Annotated in this window: 16 protein-coding genes and 1 pseudogene; 8 read left to right on the plus strand and 9 right to left on the minus strand. The window is 66.4% G+C overall.

Features of this window, described 5'->3' with window-relative positions; translation table 11 throughout:
• Positions 1–285: 285 nt before the first annotated feature.
• From WC729_RS01240 to WC729_RS01255, 4 genes are all read right to left on the minus strand, one after another.
• Positions 286–1962, minus strand: a complete 1677-nt coding sequence (locus WC729_RS01240; protein WP_372848717.1) for a putative bifunctional diguanylate cyclase/phosphodiesterase — start codon at positions 1960–1962, stop codon at positions 286–288.
• A 71-nt stretch (positions 1963–2033) separates the two neighbouring features.
• Positions 2034–2609 carry a Smr/MutS family protein gene (locus WC729_RS01245; protein WP_372848719.1) on the minus strand — a complete coding sequence of 192 codons (576 nt, stop codon included), beginning with the start codon at positions 2607–2609 and terminating at the stop codon, positions 2034–2036.
• On the minus strand, positions 2584–3843 hold the full coding sequence (locus WC729_RS01250; RefSeq protein WP_372848721.1) for a murein transglycosylase A: 1260 nt from the start codon (positions 3841–3843) through the stop codon (positions 2584–2586). Before WC729_RS01250 ends, WC729_RS01245 begins: the two co-directional genes overlap by 26 nt.
• Positions 3840–4484 (minus strand): Tim44/TimA family putative adaptor protein, encoded by a 645-nt coding sequence (locus WC729_RS01255; protein WP_372848723.1) that lies wholly within the window; start codon positions 4482–4484, stop codon positions 3840–3842. The genes WC729_RS01250 and WC729_RS01255 overlap by 4 nt, the downstream gene beginning before the upstream one ends.
• Positions 4485–4673: 189 nt before the next feature.
• On the opposite strand from WC729_RS01255, the gene secB reads away from it, so the two are divergent.
• From secB to WC729_RS01275, 4 genes are all read left to right on the plus strand, one after another.
• A complete protein-coding gene (secB, locus tag WC729_RS01260; RefSeq protein WP_372848725.1) occupies positions 4674–5183 on the plus strand; it encodes a protein-export chaperone SecB in 510 nt (169 codons plus the stop codon).
• A gap of 28 nt (positions 5184–5211) precedes the next feature.
• On the plus strand, positions 5212–6780 hold the full coding sequence (gene murJ, locus WC729_RS01265; protein WP_372848727.1) for a murein biosynthesis integral membrane protein MurJ: 1569 nt from the start codon (positions 5212–5214) through the stop codon (positions 6778–6780).
• Between the two features lie 12 nt (positions 6781–6792).
• Positions 6793–7797, plus strand: a complete 1005-nt coding sequence (gene trpS / locus WC729_RS01270) for a tryptophan--tRNA ligase (RefSeq protein WP_372848729.1) — start codon at positions 6793–6795, stop codon at positions 7795–7797.
• Between the two features lie 281 nt (positions 7798–8078).
• Positions 8079–8729, plus strand: coding sequence for a DUF4136 domain-containing protein (locus WC729_RS01275; protein WP_372848731.1), 651 nt, complete (start codon positions 8079–8081; stop codon positions 8727–8729).
• 155 nt (positions 8730–8884) lie between these two features.
• Here the strand turns inward: WC729_RS01275 and dnaA are convergent, their stop codons facing one another.
• The 4 genes from dnaA to mutM all read right to left on the minus strand — a co-directional run bounded on the left by dnaA (position 8885) and on the right by mutM (position 12235).
• A complete protein-coding gene (dnaA, locus tag WC729_RS01280) occupies positions 8885–10231 on the minus strand; it encodes a chromosomal replication initiator protein DnaA (RefSeq protein ID WP_372848733.1) in 1347 nt (448 codons plus the stop codon).
• Positions 10232–10750: 519 nt separating this feature from the next.
• A complete protein-coding gene (rpsT, locus tag WC729_RS01285) occupies positions 10751–11014 on the minus strand; it encodes a 30S ribosomal protein S20 (protein ID WP_272627889.1) in 264 nt (87 codons plus the stop codon).
• A 134-nt stretch (positions 11015–11148) separates the two neighbouring features.
• Positions 11149–11409: a pentapeptide repeat-containing protein gene (locus WC729_RS01290; protein ID WP_372848736.1), complete on the minus strand. Its 261-nt coding sequence runs from the start codon at positions 11407–11409 to the stop codon at positions 11149–11151.
• A 16-nt stretch (positions 11410–11425) separates the two neighbouring features.
• On the minus strand, positions 11426–12235 hold the full coding sequence (gene mutM, locus WC729_RS01295; protein WP_372848738.1) for a bifunctional DNA-formamidopyrimidine glycosylase/DNA-(apurinic or apyrimidinic site) lyase: 810 nt from the start codon (positions 12233–12235) through the stop codon (positions 11426–11428).
• 80 nt (positions 12236–12315) lie between these two features.
• On the opposite strand from mutM, the gene WC729_RS01300 reads away from it, so the two are divergent.
• Positions 12316–13047: a class I SAM-dependent methyltransferase gene (locus tag WC729_RS01300; RefSeq protein ID WP_372848740.1), complete on the plus strand. Its 732-nt coding sequence runs from the start codon at positions 12316–12318 to the stop codon at positions 13045–13047.
• A 121-nt stretch (positions 13048–13168) separates the two neighbouring features.
• Entirely contained in the window at positions 13169–14701 is a 1533-nt protein-coding gene (ubiB, locus tag WC729_RS01305) for a 2-polyprenylphenol 6-hydroxylase (RefSeq protein ID WP_372848742.1), read from the plus strand.
• A 36-nt stretch (positions 14702–14737) separates the two neighbouring features.
• Here ubiB and WC729_RS01310 read toward each other — a convergent pair whose 3' ends face one another.
• Complete coding sequence (locus WC729_RS01310) at positions 14738–15067, minus strand: hypothetical protein (RefSeq protein WP_372848744.1); 330 nt, start codon at positions 15065–15067, stop codon at positions 14738–14740.
• A 16-nt stretch (positions 15068–15083) separates the two neighbouring features.
• On the opposite strand from WC729_RS01310, the gene WC729_RS01315 reads away from it, so the two are divergent.
• Together WC729_RS01315 and coaBC are read left to right on the plus strand one after the other, a co-directional pair.
• Entirely contained in the window at positions 15084–16202 is a 1119-nt protein-coding gene (locus WC729_RS01315) for a hypothetical protein (RefSeq protein WP_372848746.1), read from the plus strand.
• 9 nt (positions 16203–16211) lie between these two features.
• A pseudogene (coaBC, locus tag WC729_RS01320) lies at positions 16212–17383 on the plus strand (bifunctional phosphopantothenoylcysteine decarboxylase/phosphopantothenate--cysteine ligase CoaBC).
• Positions 17384–17439 lie beyond the last annotated feature (56 nt).

The following is a 17439-nucleotide window of genomic DNA, read 5'->3' on the forward strand; positions in this document are numbered from 1 at the left end:
CAATATCCCCAAAATGTGCGAGCGTGCGCGAACCGGACGTGGCGCCGCGGTTCGTTCGAACGCCGAGTCACAGGTTTGCTAGTGCAACTGAGAAGCGATCGCAATAAGAAGATGGTGCTCGCGCGTCGCTCGACGGGAAACGAGCGGAAATGGCGGCACTGGCAAGTGCGCCCGATCCGTCGGGTTATGTGGCTTGGACCTGCGGTATCGCTCTATGAGCCGATCCGCTCAGTCGGTTCCTGGCTAGTCCCGGCCTCGCGACGCATTGGCCGATCGCGAAAAGCTTCAGCCAGCCGCCTTTTGCCGATCATCGCCGCGGGACCAGGCGATGAAGGCCTCTTCGTCCATCGGCGCGGCAATCGCATAGCCCTGGATCACGTCGCAGCCGATCACGCGCATCACATCGGCCTGTGCCTGAGTCTCGACCCCTTCGGCGACCGCCTCGCAGCCGATGCCGTGGATCAGGCCGACCACCGCATGCGCGATCGTGCGCGCCTCGGCATTGTCCGCGATATGCTCGATCAGGCTGCGGTCGAGCTTGACCCGATCGACCGGCAGGTCGCGCAGCCGCGCCAGGTTGGAATAGCCGGTACCGAAATCGTCGATCGCGATGGTCGCGCCGTCAGCGCGCAGCAGGGCGATCGCCTCGACCACTTCCTCGCTGCAATGCATCGCCAGCGTCTCGGTGATCTCGAGCTCGAGCAGCCGGGCGGGCGCATTGGCCGCCCGCATCGCCTCGCGCAGGCGCCGGAAGAAACTGGCATGGTCGAGCTGGCGCGGGCTGATGTTGATCGCCAGCCGCTGCTCGATGCCCATATGGCCCCAGCGCGCGATCGTCTCGGCGACGGTGCCGATCACCCATTCGCCGATCTCGACGATCAGGCCGGTCTCCTCGGCACGCTGGATGAAGCTGCCGGGCAACCGGACGCCGTCACGCGGATGGCGCCAGCGCAGCAGCGCCTCGGCCGCGATGATCTCGCCGCCCCAGACAGCGACCTGGGGCTGGAAGACCAGCGTGAACTGGTCCTGCTCGATCGCTTCGCGCAGGTCCCGCTCCAGCTGAGCACGATCCGCGATCTGGTTGGCGAGTTCTTCCGTGAAATGCTCGGCGCGGCCACGGCCGCTTGCCTTGGCGTGATACATGGCGGCGTCGGCCGCGCGCATCAGATCCGTCAGGTTCTCGCCATGCTGCGGGCGGAGCGCGATGCCGATCGACGCGCCGATCTCGATATCGTTGCCGACCAGGTCGAACGGTTCGCTCAGCGCGAACAGCACGCCGCGGCCGATCCGCGCGGCTTCGGCCGGATCGTGGATATCGGGGAAGAACATGGTGAACTCGTCGCCCGCCAGCCGCCCGATCAGCGGCTGCGGCACGCCCGTTTCGACGGTCACCCGGTCGGCCACGGCGCGAAGCCGGTTGGCCACCATGCCGAGCAGCATGTCGCCCATTGCATGGCCCATCGTGTCGTTGACCACCTTGAAGCGGTCGAGATCGATGAAGAACAGCACGGCGCTCGCGCCCTGCGGCATGTCGGTCAGCGCCCGCTCGCAGGTGCGGCGGAAATTGGTGCGGTTGGGCAGCGAGGTGACGGGATCGAACATCGCCAGCCGGTGCACGCTTTCCAGATTGGCGTTCAATTGCTGGAACAGCCCGTTCATCGCATGGGCGAGCTGGGGCACATTCTCGCCGATCTCCGCGGGAATCTCGCCCTCGAGATCGCCATGCGCCGCGCTGGTCAGCCGGGCGATCGCCGCGTCGATGGCGGAGGCGGTCCCGGCGATCGAGCGTTCGGCCGAGGCCCAGCACATCGCCGCGCAGACCAGTGCCGGGATGAGCGCGCGCGAGACGTTGCCGATGCCGATCTGCCCGCTCGACGTCGCCACGAGCGCGAGAATGAAGGCAACCGCCCCGGCGCACATCGCGAACACGATGGCACGACTCTTGAGCGATACGCCTTCCATTGCGATCCAGAGATCCCCCGCAGCGGCGGACAAAAATCGTCCGGTCGAGCCGCGATTATCGCGGATAGAGGTTAAAATTTTCGTTGGACGCGGGGTTTCCGGAGAATGATGTAGAGCGCGCCGGTGCCGCCGTGGCGCGGATGCGCGCCGCGTACCGCCGCGATCGAGGCGGCATGGCGCGATCCGGCCAGCCAGTCCCCCACCGCCGCGCGGATCGCCCCACGCGCATGCGGCCGCTCGCTCTCGGCCCGCGGCGGCTTGCCGGTGACGAGCAGGATCAGCCGGTCGCCGGCGCGGATCGACCGGTCGAGCGCTGAGTCGAGCAGCGCGTAAGCGGAGGCGAGATTATGGCCGTGCAGATCGATCGTATCGTCAGGCGACACCAGGCCGCGCGACAATTGGCGGTCCCAGCTGCCGTCCAGCGTATTACTCGGCTGCGCGGGCGAGGGCGCCTTTTTCGGCTCGACGCGTGGCGGCTTTCCAGCCACCGGCTTCGCGACGGCCTTGGGCGCAGAAGCAACAGGCTCCGCCCGGGCGACGGCAATGGCCGCCCTGGTCGCCGCCCTGGCTTTCACCATCGGCCGCACCGTCGCCATCACCTTCGCCCAGAGCGCGGCTTCGTCAGGGGTTAACGGGCGCTCCGCCACTGGCCCTCTCCGCCGCGAGCCGCGCCAGGGTGCCGACCGGCAGCAGCAGGAAGGCCGTGCCCCGCGCCGACATGCCGCCCGCCCGTGCCTCGGCATCGTCGCCCGCACCCCAGAAGGTGTCGAAGCGATTGCTGCCCCGGATCGCCCCGCCGGTATCCTGCGCGACCCACAGCCCGGTCGCATCGGCCCGGTCCATCGACAGGAAGGCAGGCGCACCCAGCGGCACGAACCTCGGGTCGGCGGCCACGCTCACCCCGGCGGTCACCGGCAGACCAAGCGCGCCGAGCGGCGGCGTCTGCTGCTCGCGGAAGAACACATAACTCTTGTTCTCGCGCATGATCGCGGCGCCCTCCTCGGGGTGGCTGCGCAGCCAGGCGACGATGCCCTGCATCGATGTCTGCCCCGGCCCGAGCAGCCCACGCTGCTTCATCAGCGCGCCGATGCCGGTATAGTCGCGGCCATTCTGGCTCTCATAACCGATCCGCATCACCGATCCGTCGGGCAGCTTCAGCCGCCCCGATCCCTGGATCTGGAGGAAGAACAGCTCGACCGGGTCGGCCGCCCAGGCAATGATCGGCGCGCGCTGCGCCAGCGCGCCCTGCTCGATCGCGGTCCGGTCGAAATAGGGCACGAAATTGCTGCCATCCACGCGCCCGCGGATCTTCTTGCCCTTCAGGTCGGCGCTGAACTGGCTGAGGTCGACATCGACCAAATCGGTCGGCCGGCCATAGATCGGCACGTCATAACCAGGGCGGCGATTGCGCGATCCGGCAATCTCGGGCTCGTAATAGCCCGTCGCGAAGGCCTTGCCGTCGCCGACCTGCACCGTCTCGAACCATTGCGCGAAAAACCCCCGCGCTCCGCCCGAACCGACTCCGGCGGCTGCGGAACAAGCCGGCTGCCAGTCGTCGCCGCGGGTCAGGCCCGAGGCATCGGTGCGCCGCTGGAGGGTGTTGCAACTGGTCCGGAACGCAGCAAGCGCCCGCGCGGCCTGCGCCTCGTTGATCGGCAGCGATGGGAGCGGCGGGCCGGCCAGCAATCCCGCCTTGGCGGCAGTGGCTGTCGCGGGCGCAGCGGCAGCAGGGGCCGGCGTGATCGGAGTCGCGGCAACCGGCTTGATGACCGGCGCTGCTACGATGGTGGAAGGTCCGGCCGGGCGCGGCACGACACCGCCGCTACAGGCGCTCAGCACCAGCGCCAGCGCGACAATCCCCCCGCGACGCACGGCGGTCACGCTTCGTCGGTGTCGGCGAGCTTCCAGTTCGGATCGCTGCTCTTCAGCGTGCGGGCGAAGGTCCAGACGTCATGCGTCTCGACGGCGTCGCTCATCGACCCGGCGACGAGATTGCCGTCGGCATCGCGCGTCACCGCGGCGATATCGGCGTCGAAGCGCACCGTGATGCGTGCCTGGCGATTCTCGACCGACGCGTCGGAGATCATCGCCCGCTCGATCGACACGAGGCGGTTGTCGAGCACATGGCCCGCGGCGGCACGCTCGGCGATCGCTTCGGCAAAGGCGCCGCGCACGTCGTCATCGACCAGCCAGCCGAGCGATTCCTCGTCACCCTTCCAATAGGCTTCGAGGATCATGCGATAGGCCGCCTGGGCGCCTTCGACGAACTGGGCGACATCGAAGCTCGGTTCCGCCGCGACGATCGCGCGAAGGCCAGCCTCCGCGCGGGGATCGATGTTGCGAGTCGCAACCTCGCGCGGTTCCTGCGCAACCTCGATCGGTCGAGGCAGCGGCGTCAGCGGCGCACGCTCCTCCGCGGGCTTGGGAAGGACCTGCTCATGCCCCGTCCGCTTGCCAAGCACCATATAGAGACGCAACGCCAAAAAGGCGGCGACCATCGCGAGAAGAACTACAAAGAGCACCTTGCCTCCACTTTCGGCTAACGACCTACATAGGCGTAACGCGCCAACGTTTCAAATGGCACAACGCACGATACAGGTCACGATACGGGCAGCAGCCGTTGAACTGCCCGCCGCCCCCTGCTAGGCGCGCGGTCGCCGGCACGCCACAGGGGGCGGCCGATATTTCGATCTTCAAGGAATGGACTTTCGATGAGCGAGCAGGACGACGGCATCATCACGGGCACCGAGCCCCTCCCCAATGGCGCCGACACGACGCCCGCGGCAGGGCTTATCTCGCAATATGTGAAGGACCTGTCGTTCGAGAATCCGAACGCGCCGGCGATCTTCCAGATCACCACGCCGCCGCAGATCGACGTCCAGTTCAACATCGGCACCGCCCAGGTTGGCGAGGAAATCCACGAAGTGGTGCTCCGCGTCGAGGTGCGTGCCGAAACCGAAGGCCAGGTCGCCTTCATCGCCGAGCTGACCTATGCCGGGCTGTTCGGCCTGCGCAACATCCCGGAAGAGCATGTCCAGCCCTTCCTGCTGGCAGAGGCGCCGCGCCTGCTCTTCCCGTTCGCGCGCCGCGTGCTCGCCGATGCGGTCCGCGACGGCGGCTTCCAGCCGCTGCTGCTCGAGCCGATCGATTTCGCCGCGATCTACATGCAGCAGGCAGAGGCACGCGATCAGGCCGCAGCCGGGGAAATCGGCACCGCCTGATTCCCTCGGGCCCGCGGGACCAACAGCCATGAACCTCACGCGCGCGCTGGGATCGATCGGGGGTCTCACCCTCGCCAGCCGCGTGCTGGGGCTCGTGCGCGATTCGCTGTTCGTGCGCTTCGTCGGCGCGAGCTTCGCGTCGGACGCTTTCCTGGTCGCCTTCCGCCTGCCCAACCTGTTCCGCGCGCTGTTCGCGGAGGGCGCCTTCTCGGCTGCCTTCATCCCGATGTTCAACCGCAAGGTGGCGGACAAGGACGGCCCCGGCCTTCCCGCCGGCGTCGCCTTTGCCGAGGACGCGCTGTCGGTGCTGCTGCCGGTGCTGATCGTGATGACGATCATCGTCGAGATCTTCGCCTGGCCGGTGACCTATGCCATGTCGGGCAAGTTCAACGGGATCAGCAATGATCAGTTCGCCTTCGCGGTCGAGCTGTCGCGCTTCACCTTCCCCTATCTGCTGTTCATCAGCCTGGTGTCGCTGCTCGGCGGCATCCTCAATTCGCTGCACAAATTCTGGGTCAACGCCGCGGCACCGATCCTGCTCAACCTGACACTGATCGCGGCGCTCCTGTTCTTCCACAATCACGACCCGTATCTGACCGCGCGCAACCAGGCGATCGCCGTCAGCGTGGCCGGCCTGCTGCAATTGCTCTGGCTGATGCATGCCTGCTGGCGGAGCGGTGTGAAGCTGCGCCTCAAGCTCCCGCGGCTCAGCCCGGACGTGAAGAAGCTGATGGCGCTGATCTGGCCCGCCGCCGCCGGTGCCGGCGCGGTGCAGATCAACCTGGTCGTCTCGACCGCGCTCGCCGCCTCGCTGCTGCCCGCCGGGTCGGTCACCTATATCTACACCGCCGACCGGGTGAACCAGCTCCCGCTCGGCCTGATCGGCATCGGGCTCGGCACCGTGCTGCTCCCGCTCATCTCGCGCCAGCTCGGCGCGGGCGAGGACAAGGCGGCGATGGACTCGCAGAATCGCGGCATGGAGCTGGCCCTGCTGCTCACCCTGCCCGCGACCGTCGCTCTGGTATTGTGCGGCGGCCCGATCGTCGCTGCGCTGTTCGAGCATGGCAAATTCACCGCGCAGGACACGTTCTTCACCGCCCAGGCGCTCTCGGCCTTCTCGATCGGCCTGCCCAGCTACATCCTCGTGAAGGTGCTGACCCCCGGCTATTATGCCCGGTCCGACACCAGGACGCCGGTCCGCTATGCGACGATCAGCATGGTCGTGAACCTCGTGCTCAACCTCGCCTTCATCGTGCCGCTCAAGCATATGGGCCCGCCGCTCGCGACGGCGCTCGCCTCCACGGTCAACGTCTTCCTGCTCTACCGCACCTTGCGTGTTCGCGGCCATTTCGAGCCCGACCAGCGCCTGCTCCACCGCGCCTGGCGGCTCGGTGCGGCGGCCCTTGCAATGGGCGGCATCCTGTGGCTGCTGCAGGGGCTGCTCACGCCCTATCTGCATGGCAGCTGGATGATCCGCACCGGCGCCATGCTGGCGCTGGTCGCAGCGGGCGGCTTCGTCTATGCGGTCGCCACCTTCGTCCTGGGTGCCTTCACTCGCGACGACCTTGCTTTCCTTCGGCGCAAGCGCGCCCCCTGACACGAGAACAACATGCGCGTCGTCTCCGGCATCCAGCCCACCGGCAATCTCCACCTCGGCAATTATCTGGGGGCGATCAAGCAATGGGTCGCGATGCAGGACTCGATGAAGCCGGGCGAGGATTGCCTGTTCTTTCTGGCCGACCTTCATGCACTGTCGCAGCCGGTCGTGCCGGCCGAGCTGACGTCCAACTCGATCGAGATGGCGGCGACCCTGCTCGCCTGCGGCATCGATTCGGATCGCGCGATCCTGTTCAACCAGGCCCGCGTGCCGGCGCATAGCGAGCTCGCCTGGATCCTGGGCGGCACCGCCCGCATGGGCTGGCTCAACCGCATGACTCAGTGGAAGGACAAGGCGGGCAAGAGCGGCGAGAGCCAGAGCGTCGCCCTGTTCACCTATCCGGTGCTGCAGGCCGCCGACGTGCTGCTCTACCAGGCGACTCATGTCCCGGTCGGCGAGGACCAGAAACAGCATCTCGAGCTCGCGCGCGACATCGCGACCAAGTTCAACAATGATTACGGGGTCGAGCTGTTCACCCTGCCCGAGCCGTTCGTGTCGAAGGCAGCGCCGCGGATCATGAGCTTGCGCGACGGCAGCGCGAAGATGTCCAAGTCCGATCCGTCGGACGCGTCGCGCATCAACCTGGTCGATAGCGACGACACGATCGTGCAGAAGCTCAAGAAAGCGAAGACCGATCCCGAGCCCCTCCCCGCGACCTTCGCCGAGCTGGGCGAACGGCCCGAAGCGAAGAACCTCGTCACCATCTATTCGGCGCTGGCCGACACCACCACCGACGCAGTGATGGCGGAGTTCGGGGGCAAGGGCTTCGGCGCGTTCAAGCCCGCGCTGGCCGACCTGGCGGTGGCGAAGCTCGGGCCGATCCGCGACCGGCTGACCGCATTGCTGGGCGATCGCGCCGCGGTCGGCGCCGCGCTGGCCAAGGGCAGCGCCCGGGCAAATGCCATCGCCGCGCCGACGCTTCTGGCGGCACAGCGGGCGGTGGGCTTGCACGTCTGAGCGCAGCGCCTTCCATTTTTCTTCCCCGGCGAAGGCCGGGGTCCAGTCGGGGGACGCCAGAGGTCTTGGCGTAGCGCGTCGTCACTACTACCTTCCCTACTGGACCCCGGGCAGCGCCGTGGAGGCGGCCTCATCTCAGAGGGACGAGCCCCGGTTTTTGAAGGATTTGCATCGCGCCATTCAAGCGCTATTCATAACGGCAGCAGCACAATTGCAACCGACTGACTTTCCGACGCTTTTCTCCTGATCTCTCGCCTTCTCCTGCTCAAGGTCGCAAGCCCATGAAGATGTTCTCCATCGCCGCCGTTGCCCTGCTCGCGCTGGGCGGCTGCGCCACGCCGTTCAACGCCAGGGTCTCTCGCTTCCAGCAGCTTCCCCAGGCGCAGGGCCAGAGCTTCGTGGTCAAGGCGATCGACCCGCGGAACGATGGCGGTATCGAGTTCGGCCAATATGCGCAGCTCGTCTCGGCCAAGCTGTCGACTCAAGGTTATCAGCCCGCCGCCGATCCGGCGCGTGCCGATCTGGTGGTGAGGATCGGCTATGACGTCGACAAGGGCCGCGAGAAAGTGGTGACCACGCCGGGCTTTGGGGCCGGCTTCGGCTATGGCGGCTATGGCCCGGGCTTCGGCCGTTACGGCGGCTATGGCGGTCGCTTCGGCTATTATGGCCGCAGCCGCTTCGCCTTCGGCTTCAACGATCCATTCTTGTTCGACAACGACGTGTCGAGCTTCACCATCTACACCAGCGAGCTGAACCTGCGCATCGACCGCGCCGACAACGGCAAGAGCGTGTTCGAAGGCACCGCCAAGGCCCAGTCGCGCAACGACGACCTGCCCTATCTGGTCCCGCGCCTGGTCGAGGCGATGTTCACGGGCTTCCCCGGCAATTCGGGTGAGACGGTGAAGATCACGATCGCACCGGAGAAGAAGTAAACCCCAATCTCCCCTCCCTGAAAGGGAGGGGTCGGGGGTAAGAAAAAGGCGGGCTCGATGCCCGCCTTTTTCTTTTGCCGTCAACGCCGCAGAGTCTTTTGGAGCGCGCAGACGCGCGCACCCACCCCTGCCTCTCCCTTTCAGGGAGGGGAGTTTTACCCCTCGAGCTCGCGCAACAACGTCCGCACCGCGCCATCGATCTCGCGGTCCTTGTCGCGCAGTTCCTCGATACGGCGCACCGCATGGATCACGGTCGAATGGTCGCGGCCGCCGAACTTGCGGCCGATCTCCGGCAGTGAGCGGGTCGTCAGGCGCTTGGCGAGATACATGGCGATCTGGCGCGGACGCGCCACCACCACTGCACGCCGTGCAGAGACGAGGTCGATCGGCTTCAGCTCGAAATGCGCCGAGACGGCACGCTGGATCTCGTCGATCGTCACACGGCGCTCGGCGCCGCGCAGCACTTCGCCAAGCGTCGCCACGGCGAACTCCATGTCGATCGTCTCGCCGGTCAGTTGCGCATAGGCGACCAGCCGGTTGAGCGACCCTTCGAGGTCGCGGATATTGGCGGTGATCCGCGTCGCCAGCAGATCGAGCACATCCGTCGGCACATTGGCTTCGGGCATATCGGCCAGCTTGCGGTCGAGCACCGCGCGGCGCAGCGCCAGGTCGGGCGCCTTGATGTCCGCCACCAGGCCGACCGACAGGCGCGAGGTGATGCGCGCCTCGACTCCGTCGAGCCCCTGCGGGCAGCGGTCGGCGCTGATCACCAGCCGTTTGCCGGTCGCCATCACTTCGCTGACGGTGTGGAAGAATTCCTCCTGAGTCGCGTCCTTGCCGGCGATGAACTGGAGATCGTCGATCATCAGCAGGTCGGCGGCGCGCAGGCGTGCCTTGAAGCTGTGGGTGTCGCGCGCACGAAGCGCCTGGACGAACTCGAACATGAAGCGCTCGGCCGACATCATGATGACGTTCGCGTCCGGGCAGGCCTCGAGATAGGCCGCGCCGATCGCGTGCATCAGATGCGTCTTGCCCTGGCCCGTGCCGCTGTGAAGGAACAAGGGGCTGAAGCGGGGCTTGCCGGCCTGGGCCAGCGCCTGCGCCGCATTGAAGGCGACGCGGTTGGACTGGTCGACCACGAACCGGTCAAAGGTGAAACGCGGGTCGAGCGCCGGGCGTGCCGATACTGGCGCCGCGACAGGTGCGGGTGCGGCCGGCACCTCGACGGTCAGCACCGCCGGCGCGGCCTTGGCCGAGCGAGTCTCGATCGAGACGCTGCGCACGTCGGGCAGGATCGCGCGGAATTCCTGGAACAGCCGGTCGGCGTAGTGATTGCGGACCCAGTTGGTCATGAAGGCGGACGGCAGAGCGAGGCGAATCGTATCCGACTCGGCACCGTCGATCAGCTCGATCGGCTTCAGCCACTGGTCGAACAGGCGCACGCCGGCGGATTCGCGCAGGTGCCCACGCACCGTGCCCCACGCCTTCGCTGCGTCACTCAACCGAGCCGCCTCTCCGGTAACAGTCCCCGCCAACACGTAATCCTTCTCCCGGTGCCGGGGCGTTTCGTCCCGGGCCGCCTGATTTCAAACAGACAAGCCTCCCCCCAGCCGGAATCAGCGTCCGCCTGACTTCGAAGGTCTCAAATAAGACCGCAAGAGACGGAACGTCTGCGCGGCGAAGGTCGATTATGAAGATCGAACCGAGTCGGGCAAGACCCAAGCACGTAACAAAACCGAAATAAACGGGATTGACTCGGCATACGCCAAGGATTCCCGTCAAAAATCTTACAAGCCGCTGGGAAATCCCGATAATTTCAGACGGCGATGCCCACAGCCCCTGCGAATCGTGGTGAATCCTGACTTTTCATGATTCGGGTATGGAACCGGTCCGAAATGGAACCAAATCGTGCATGGCAACATAACCGTGTTGCGCGCTCATGAAAGCCAGGTTGCACGCACATGACAAAAAACCCGCCGGAAGAATCCCGGCGGGCCGTTGTTCCGACCGATCCGAAAGGATCAGGCGAGTGCGGTGAGTCGCTTGGTCAGGCGCGAGAACTTGCGCGAGGCGGTGTTCTTGTGGAGCACGCCCTTCGCAACGCCCTTGGCCAGCTCGGGCTGCATCGCTGCAACCGCGGCGCTCGCGGCATCCTTGTCGCCCGACGCCAGCGCGGCCTCAGCCTTCTTCACGAAGGTCCGGATACGGCCAACGCGGTTCCCGTTAACTTCAGCGCGACGTGCGTTGCGCCGAATTCGCTTTTTCGCCTGTGGCGTGTTCGCCATGAAGCCCTCTGATCTGAAATAAAGAAAGGGCGCGGACGGCAAAGCCCGCAGCCCCGGAAAGCGGGCCTCTTACTGAGGATGAGTGAGTCGGTCAACCGGCCGAATGACGGTCGTGTGACGATTCCCCCGGTTCCTCAGGAACAGGACCGGCCCCGATCATGCTCGGCCCTGATCAGCGCCGCGATGTCATGGCCCATGATCGTCAGCCCTTCGACATTGGCGATGTCGATCGTCACGCCCGAGAGGTTCACGTCAGTGATGGTCGTGCCGGAAAGGTTGATGTTGTTGAACGTCGAGCCCGACAGGTTGCAATCGTCGAAGGTCGCCCCCGCGAGATTGCAATTGCCGAACAGGATGCCGCTGAGATTCCGATCCTCGAATCGTGGTCCGCTCATCGTCCGATCCTCTCGTTCAACGTTGGCATTTCGGGCACCAGAAGGTGGACCGCCCACCCTCGGTGTAGCGCGCGACCTTGCCCCCGCAATCGCAGGGCTCGCCCTCGCGACCATAGACCCGCCATTGCTTGGAGAAATAGCCGAGCTCGCCATCGGGCCTGGCATAGTCGCGCAAGGACGACCCGCCCGCCTCGATCGCCGCTTCCAGCACCGTGCGCACCGCCGCGACGAGCCGTTCGAGCCGCGCCAGCGAGATCTGCCCGGCCGGCCGCATCGGCGCGATGCGCGCGAGATGCAGCGCCTCGCACACATAGATATTGCCCAGCCCCGCGACGATTCGCTGATCGAGCAGCATCAGCTTGATCGACGCGATCCGGCCGTCGAGTGCCTTCAGCAGATAGCGCGCGGTGAAATCGGGGCCGAGCGGCTCGGGGCCCATCGCGAGAAAGGGCGGATAGCTGGCGAGCGACTCGGTCGGCACCAGGTCGAGCGAGCCGAATCGCCGGGCGTCGTTGAGCGCCAGGCGATGCTTCGCCGTCTCCACGATCAGGTGGTCGTGCGGCAACACCTCGCTCGGATCGATTCGCCACTTGCCCGACATACCGAGATGGAAGATCACCGTGTCGCCGCGATCGGTATCGATCAGTCCGTATTTGGCGCGGCGCCCCAGCCCCGTCACCACGGCACCGGTCAAGCGCTGGCCGAGATCGGCGGGGAAAGGCCGGCGCAGATCCGGACGCCGCATCTGGACCAGCGTGATCCGCTGGTCCTGCAGCACCGGGCGCAGGCCGTTGACGGTGGTTTCGACTTCTGGAAGCTCTGGCATACGGCTTCTTCACGGAAACGGCACAGACAAGTCAAACGTGACGGTTTGCTCTGGCCGCGCCCTCCGCTAGAGCGACGCGAATGAGCGACACCGTTTCCTTCGGCTATGAAGACGTGGCCCCCGACGAGAAGACGCGCCGGGTCGGCGGCGTCTTTTCGAGTGTGGCCTCGCGCTACGACATCATGAACGACGCGATGTCGGGCGGCATGCACCGGCTGTGGAAGGACCGCTTCATCCGCCGGGTGAAGCCGCGCGAAGGCGAACAGATACTCGATATGGCCGGCGGCACCGGCGACATCGCCTTCCGACTTGCGAAATCCGGCGCCTCGGTGACGGTCGCCGACATCAACCCGCAGATGCTCGAAGTCGGCATGGAACGGGCGCAGAAGCGCGGCATCGACGGCCTGGTATGGACCGAGGCCAATGCCGAGACGCTGGCTTTCCCCGATCGCTTCTTCGATGCCTATACCATCGCCTTCGGCATCCGGAACGTGACCGACATCCCCAAGGCGCTACGTGAGGCGCACCGAGTGCTCCGCCGCGGCGGGCGCTTTTTCTGCCTGGAGTTCTCGACCACGCTCTGGCCGGGCTTCGCCGATATCTACGACGCCTATTCGCACAAGGTCGTGCCCAGGGTCGGCCAGCTGCTCGCGCACGATGGCGAGAGCTATCGCTACCTGATCGAATCGATCCGCCGTTTCCCCGACATGCCGACCTTCGAACGGATGATCGGCGAGGCCGGCTTCGTGCAGACCAGCGTCGAGCCGATGCTGGGCGGGCTGGTCGCGATCCATAGCGGCTGGAAGATTTGATGCCCTCCTTCTTCCCCGGCGCAGGCCGGGGCCCAGCTACGCAACGAACCTTGGTCAAGCGTGGTGCTTTGTTACCTCTGCCTTCCCAACTGGACTCCGGCTTCAGCCGGGGAAGCAGGAAATGACCGCACCCGCCGTACATCTCTGGCGGCTCCTGAAATGGGGTCGAATCCTCGCGCGCCACGGTGCGCTCCGCGGGATCGAGCGCGACCCCAACACGCCGACGCGTATCCGCCGCCTCGTCCGCGTGGCCCGGCTGGGTGCCCGCGTCCCCGAAACGCCAACTTATGCTGACGCGCTGCAAGCGATCGGCCCGGCTGCGATCAAGCTCGGCCAGACGCTCGCGACCCGCCCCGATATCGTCGGCGAAGCGGCAGCAAAGGACCTGATGCGCCTTCAGGATTCGCTCCCGCCTTTGCCCTATGAGACGATCCACGCGGCGATGACGCGCGCCTTCGGGCGCCCGCCCGAAGAATTGTTCGCCTCGATCGATCCCGTACCGGTCGGCGCCGCCTCGATTGCCCAGGTGCACAGTGCGATCACCACCGACGGCCGCCATGTCGCGGTCAAGGTGCTGCGCCCCGGCGTCGAGGAGGAATTCGCGCGGGCGATCGACACCTATCAATGGGCCGCCGCGCAGATCGAGGGACTGGGCGGCGAATTGTCGCGCCTGCGCCCGCGCCTGGTGATCGAGACGTTCAAGCGCTGGACCGCCCGCGAGCTCGACTTGCGGCGCGAGGCAGCGTCCGCCTCGGAACTGGCCGATGCGATGGAGGCTCAGCCCGACTTCATCGTGCCCGCGATCGACTGGCAGCGCACGACCAGCAAGGTCCTGACCATTGCCTGGGTCGACGGCATCAAGATCGCGAACCGCGCCGCGCTGGTCGAGGCGGGGTACGACCTGCCCAAGCTCGCGAACACGCTGGTCCATGCCTTCCTGCGCCAGGCGATCGCCGAGGGTTTCTTCCATGCCGACATGCATCAGGGCAATCTGTTCGCGCTGCCCGACGGGCGGATCGCGGCGATCGATTTCGGCATCATGGGGCGGATCGACAGGCGTGCCCGGGTATGGCTGGCGGAGATCCTCTACGGTCTGATCACCGGCAACTACAAACGCGTTGCCGAGATCCATTTCGAGGCGGGCTATGTGCCCGCCCACCATAATGTCGCCGAGTTCGCGACCGCACTCCGCGCGGTCGGCGAGCCGATGCGCGGGCTGGCGGTCAAGGATATGTCGATCGGCATGATGCTCGACGGCCTGTTCAACATCACCCGCGATTTCGACATGCAGACTCAGCCGCATCTGCTGTTGCTGCAAAAGACGATGGTGATGGTCGAGGGTGTCGCGACCAGCCTCGATCCCGATATCAATTTGTGGGATTCGGCCGCGCCCTTCGTGCGCGAATGGATCAGGACCGAGCTTGGCCCCGAGGCGGCGGTGGCCGACCGGCTCATCACTGACCTTCGCACCCTGGCGCGCCTGCCCGACCTGATCCGCAACATCGAGCTGCGCTATCCCGCGCCCGGCGGCGCCCCGCCCGCTCCGCCGCTCAAGGAGATCGAGATCGTCCGCATCGGCGGCGGCTGGCGCTATGCCGCGGTCGCCATCGTCAGCGCGCTCGCGGCGGTCGCCGCGACCTTGCTGGTCCGCTAGGATGAGGCGCCCCGCTGCGCTGGCGATGCCCTCGATTCAAAAACGGGCATCATCAATGCAGCTTGGTCCGGTCGGGACGCCGTATCGGTCCCGAACCTCCTTTTCCCCTGTTGGCGGATGTTGGACGATGCGAAGCGTTTTTTCTTCCTTTAACAGCGGAAAGTCCGCTGATTTTTCCGCTGTTTTACCGCTGTTATCCGTAACAGCGGTAAAACCGGCCAACTCATTGATCCCAGGGCGGAAAAAAGTGGTCGAAATCCAACATAACAGCGGAAGAAAAAATACAGCGACGCGAACAGCGGAAAATCGGGCGAAACCAACCCTGATGTCCGCCTCGACTCGGCCCCGGGATTGCCAGTTCGTCACGGTCCGGGGCTAGGCATTGGCCCGTCCGCAAACCCCGCTCTGGCTGACCGCCCCCTCCCGCTTCGCCGCGCTGAAGCGGCCGACCGCGCAGATCATGCTCGCGTTGCTCGCCATCCTGCTGGTCGCCAGCATGGCCGCGCTGGTCAGCCCGGGCCCGCCCCCCGTCAGCCACGATCCGGCCCAACGCGCCGACGACGAGGCCGATGTCATCCTCTACGAGACGATCGTCGCGGGGGTCCGCGGCGGCGGCGACTATTATGCGGTCACGGCACAGGCGCTGCGCACCGGCAATTATCCGCTGCGCCCCTTCGTCACCTTCCGCCTGCCGACGCTGGCGACCCTGCAGGCAGCCATGCCGCCGATCGGCACGGTGATCCTGCTCTATGTGCTGGCGGCGGCGGTGATGCTCGCCTGGTTCATCCGGCTGCGCCCCGCCTTTGCCCGCGCACCGCCGCTCGCGATCGCGATGGTGCTGCTCGGCGGGGGCATGATGGCGTTCGTCCAGCCCGAGCTGGCGAGCTTTCATGAGATATGGGCCGGCCTGCTGATCGCGCTGTCGCTCGCGCTCCGGCGCAGCGACCGTTGGGTCGAGGCAGTGGCGTTCGGCCTGATCGCGATGCTGATCCGCGAGACCGCGGCGCTCTATGTCGGCATCATGCTGGTGCTTGCCTTTGCGGAAGGGCGCCGCCGCGAAGCGATCGGCTGGGGCATCGCGCTCCTGGCGCTGGCGGTGGTCGTGGGCGTCCACGCCCATGCCGTCAGCCTCGTCGTCCGCCCAATCGACCCCGCCTCGCCGGGTTGGGCGGGCATGCTGGGCTTCGGCTTCTTCGTGAAGACCATGTCGCTGTCGACGGCGTTGAACCTCGCCCCGACCTGGCTCGCCGCCCTGCTCGTCGCCTTGACCCTGTTCGGCTGGGCGGGATGGAATGACGAGCTCGCGCTCCGGGCAGTGGCGGTCTTCGCTGCCTATGCCGTGCTGCTGAGCCTGTTCGGGCGCACCGACACCTTCTATTGGGGGCTGATGATCGCACCCACGATCCTGGTCGGCCTGGCCTTTGTGCCCGACGCCCTGCGCGACCTGATCGCCGCGGCGCGCGACAAGAGGCGGATCATCGTCACGCGAATGGTCAGATAGGAGGCTGGGATGAAGATCCTGCTCATCGTCGGTGGTGGTATCGCCGCCTACAAGGCCTGCGAGTTGATCCGGCTGTGCCGCAAGGCCGGTATCGAGGTGAAATGCGTGCTCACCGCGGGCGGCCAGCATTTCATCACGCCGATGACGCTCGCCGCCCTGTCGGAGAATCAGGTCTATACCACTTTGTGGGACCTGAAGGACGAGGCGGAGATGGGCCATATCCAGCTCAGTCGCGAGGCGGATCTGGTCGTGATCGCCCCCGCGACCGCTGACCTGATGGCGAAGATGGCCGCCGGCATCGCCGACGATCTGGCGACCACCCTGTTGCTCGCGACCGACAAGGCCGTGCTCGCCGCGCCCGCAATGAACGTGCGTATGTGGGGCCATGCCGCGACTCGCCGCAACGTCGCGACGCTTCGCGGCGACGGTGTCACGGTGATGGAGCCCGACGAGGGACCGATGGCTTGTGGCGAGTACGGCCCCGGCCGCCTGCCCGAGCCCGAGGCAATCCTCGCCGCGATCCAGCAGGCGCTCGCCGCCTCGTGACGCTTGCCGGCAAGCATATCCTTGTCACCGCAGGGCCGACCCACGAGCCGATCGATCCGGTGCGCTACCTCGCCAACCGTTCGTCCGGCCGGCAAGGCTTCGCCATTGCCGGCGCGCTGGCCAAGCTCGGCGCGCGCGTGACTCTCGTCGCCGGCCCGGTGACGCTGGAAACGCCGCCCGGCGTCGACCGGGTCGATGTCGAGACCGCGATGGAGATGGCCAATGCCGTCGCCCAGGCGCTGCCGGTCGACGCCGCCGTGATGGTCGCGGCTGTCGCCGACTGGCGCGTCGACACTGCCGGCCAGAAGATCAAGAAGGGCGTGCTGCCGCCCGTGCTCCATCTCGTCGAGAACCCCGACATCCTTGCCATCCTCGCCAAGAGCCCCCGGCGCCCTGCCCTGCTGATCGGCTTCGCCGCCGAGACCGAGCATGTCATCGAGCACGCCACCGCCAAGCGCGAACGCAAGGGCGCCGACTGGATCGTCGCCAACGATGTGTCGGGCGATGTGATGGGCGGAACGGCCAATGCAGTGCATATCGTCACCCCCGACGGGGTCGAAAGCTGGGAACGGCTACCCAAGGAAGAGGTGGCCGCGCGACTCGCCGACAGGATCGCCGGGGCGCTGGCCCGCTAGCATTTGTTCTTGATATGTTCCGAACGCCCCGGTATTTCGCCCGGACACAAGGGAGA

Origin of the sequence: Sphingomonas sp., from assembly GCF_041661825.1 — a bacterium.
GTDB lineage: Bacteria > Pseudomonadota > Alphaproteobacteria > Sphingomonadales > Sphingomonadaceae > Sphingomonas.

What these genes read in the sequence shown, in the direction of transcription:
- WC729_RS01240 (WP_372848717.1), bottom strand. Translation starts at nt 1,962, where the DNA reads ATGGAAGGCGTATCGCTCAAGAGTCGTGCCATCGTGTTCGCGATGTGC.
- secB (WP_372848725.1), top strand. Translation starts at nt 4,674, where the DNA reads ATGAGCGAGCAGGACGACGGCATCATCACGGGCACCGAGCCCCTCCCC.
- murJ (WP_372848727.1), top strand. Translation starts at nt 5,212, where the DNA reads ATGAACCTCACGCGCGCGCTGGGATCGATCGGGGGTCTCACCCTCGCC.
- trpS (WP_372848729.1), top strand. Translation starts at nt 6,793, where the DNA reads ATGCGCGTCGTCTCCGGCATCCAGCCCACCGGCAATCTCCACCTCGGC.
- WC729_RS01275 (WP_372848731.1), top strand. Translation starts at nt 8,079, where the DNA reads ATGAAGATGTTCTCCATCGCCGCCGTTGCCCTGCTCGCGCTGGGCGGC.
- rpsT (WP_272627889.1), bottom strand. Translation starts at nt 11,014, where the DNA reads ATGGCGAACACGCCACAGGCGAAAAAGCGAATTCGGCGCAACGCACGT.
- WC729_RS01290 (WP_372848736.1), bottom strand. Translation starts at nt 11,409, where the DNA reads ATGAGCGGACCACGATTCGAGGATCGGAATCTCAGCGGCATCCTGTTC.
- mutM (WP_372848738.1), bottom strand. Translation starts at nt 12,235, where the DNA reads ATGCCAGAGCTTCCAGAAGTCGAAACCACCGTCAACGGCCTGCGCCCG.
- WC729_RS01300 (WP_372848740.1), top strand. Translation starts at nt 12,316, where the DNA reads ATGAGCGACACCGTTTCCTTCGGCTATGAAGACGTGGCCCCCGACGAG.
- ubiB (WP_372848742.1), top strand. Translation starts at nt 13,169, where the DNA reads ATGACCGCACCCGCCGTACATCTCTGGCGGCTCCTGAAATGGGGTCGA.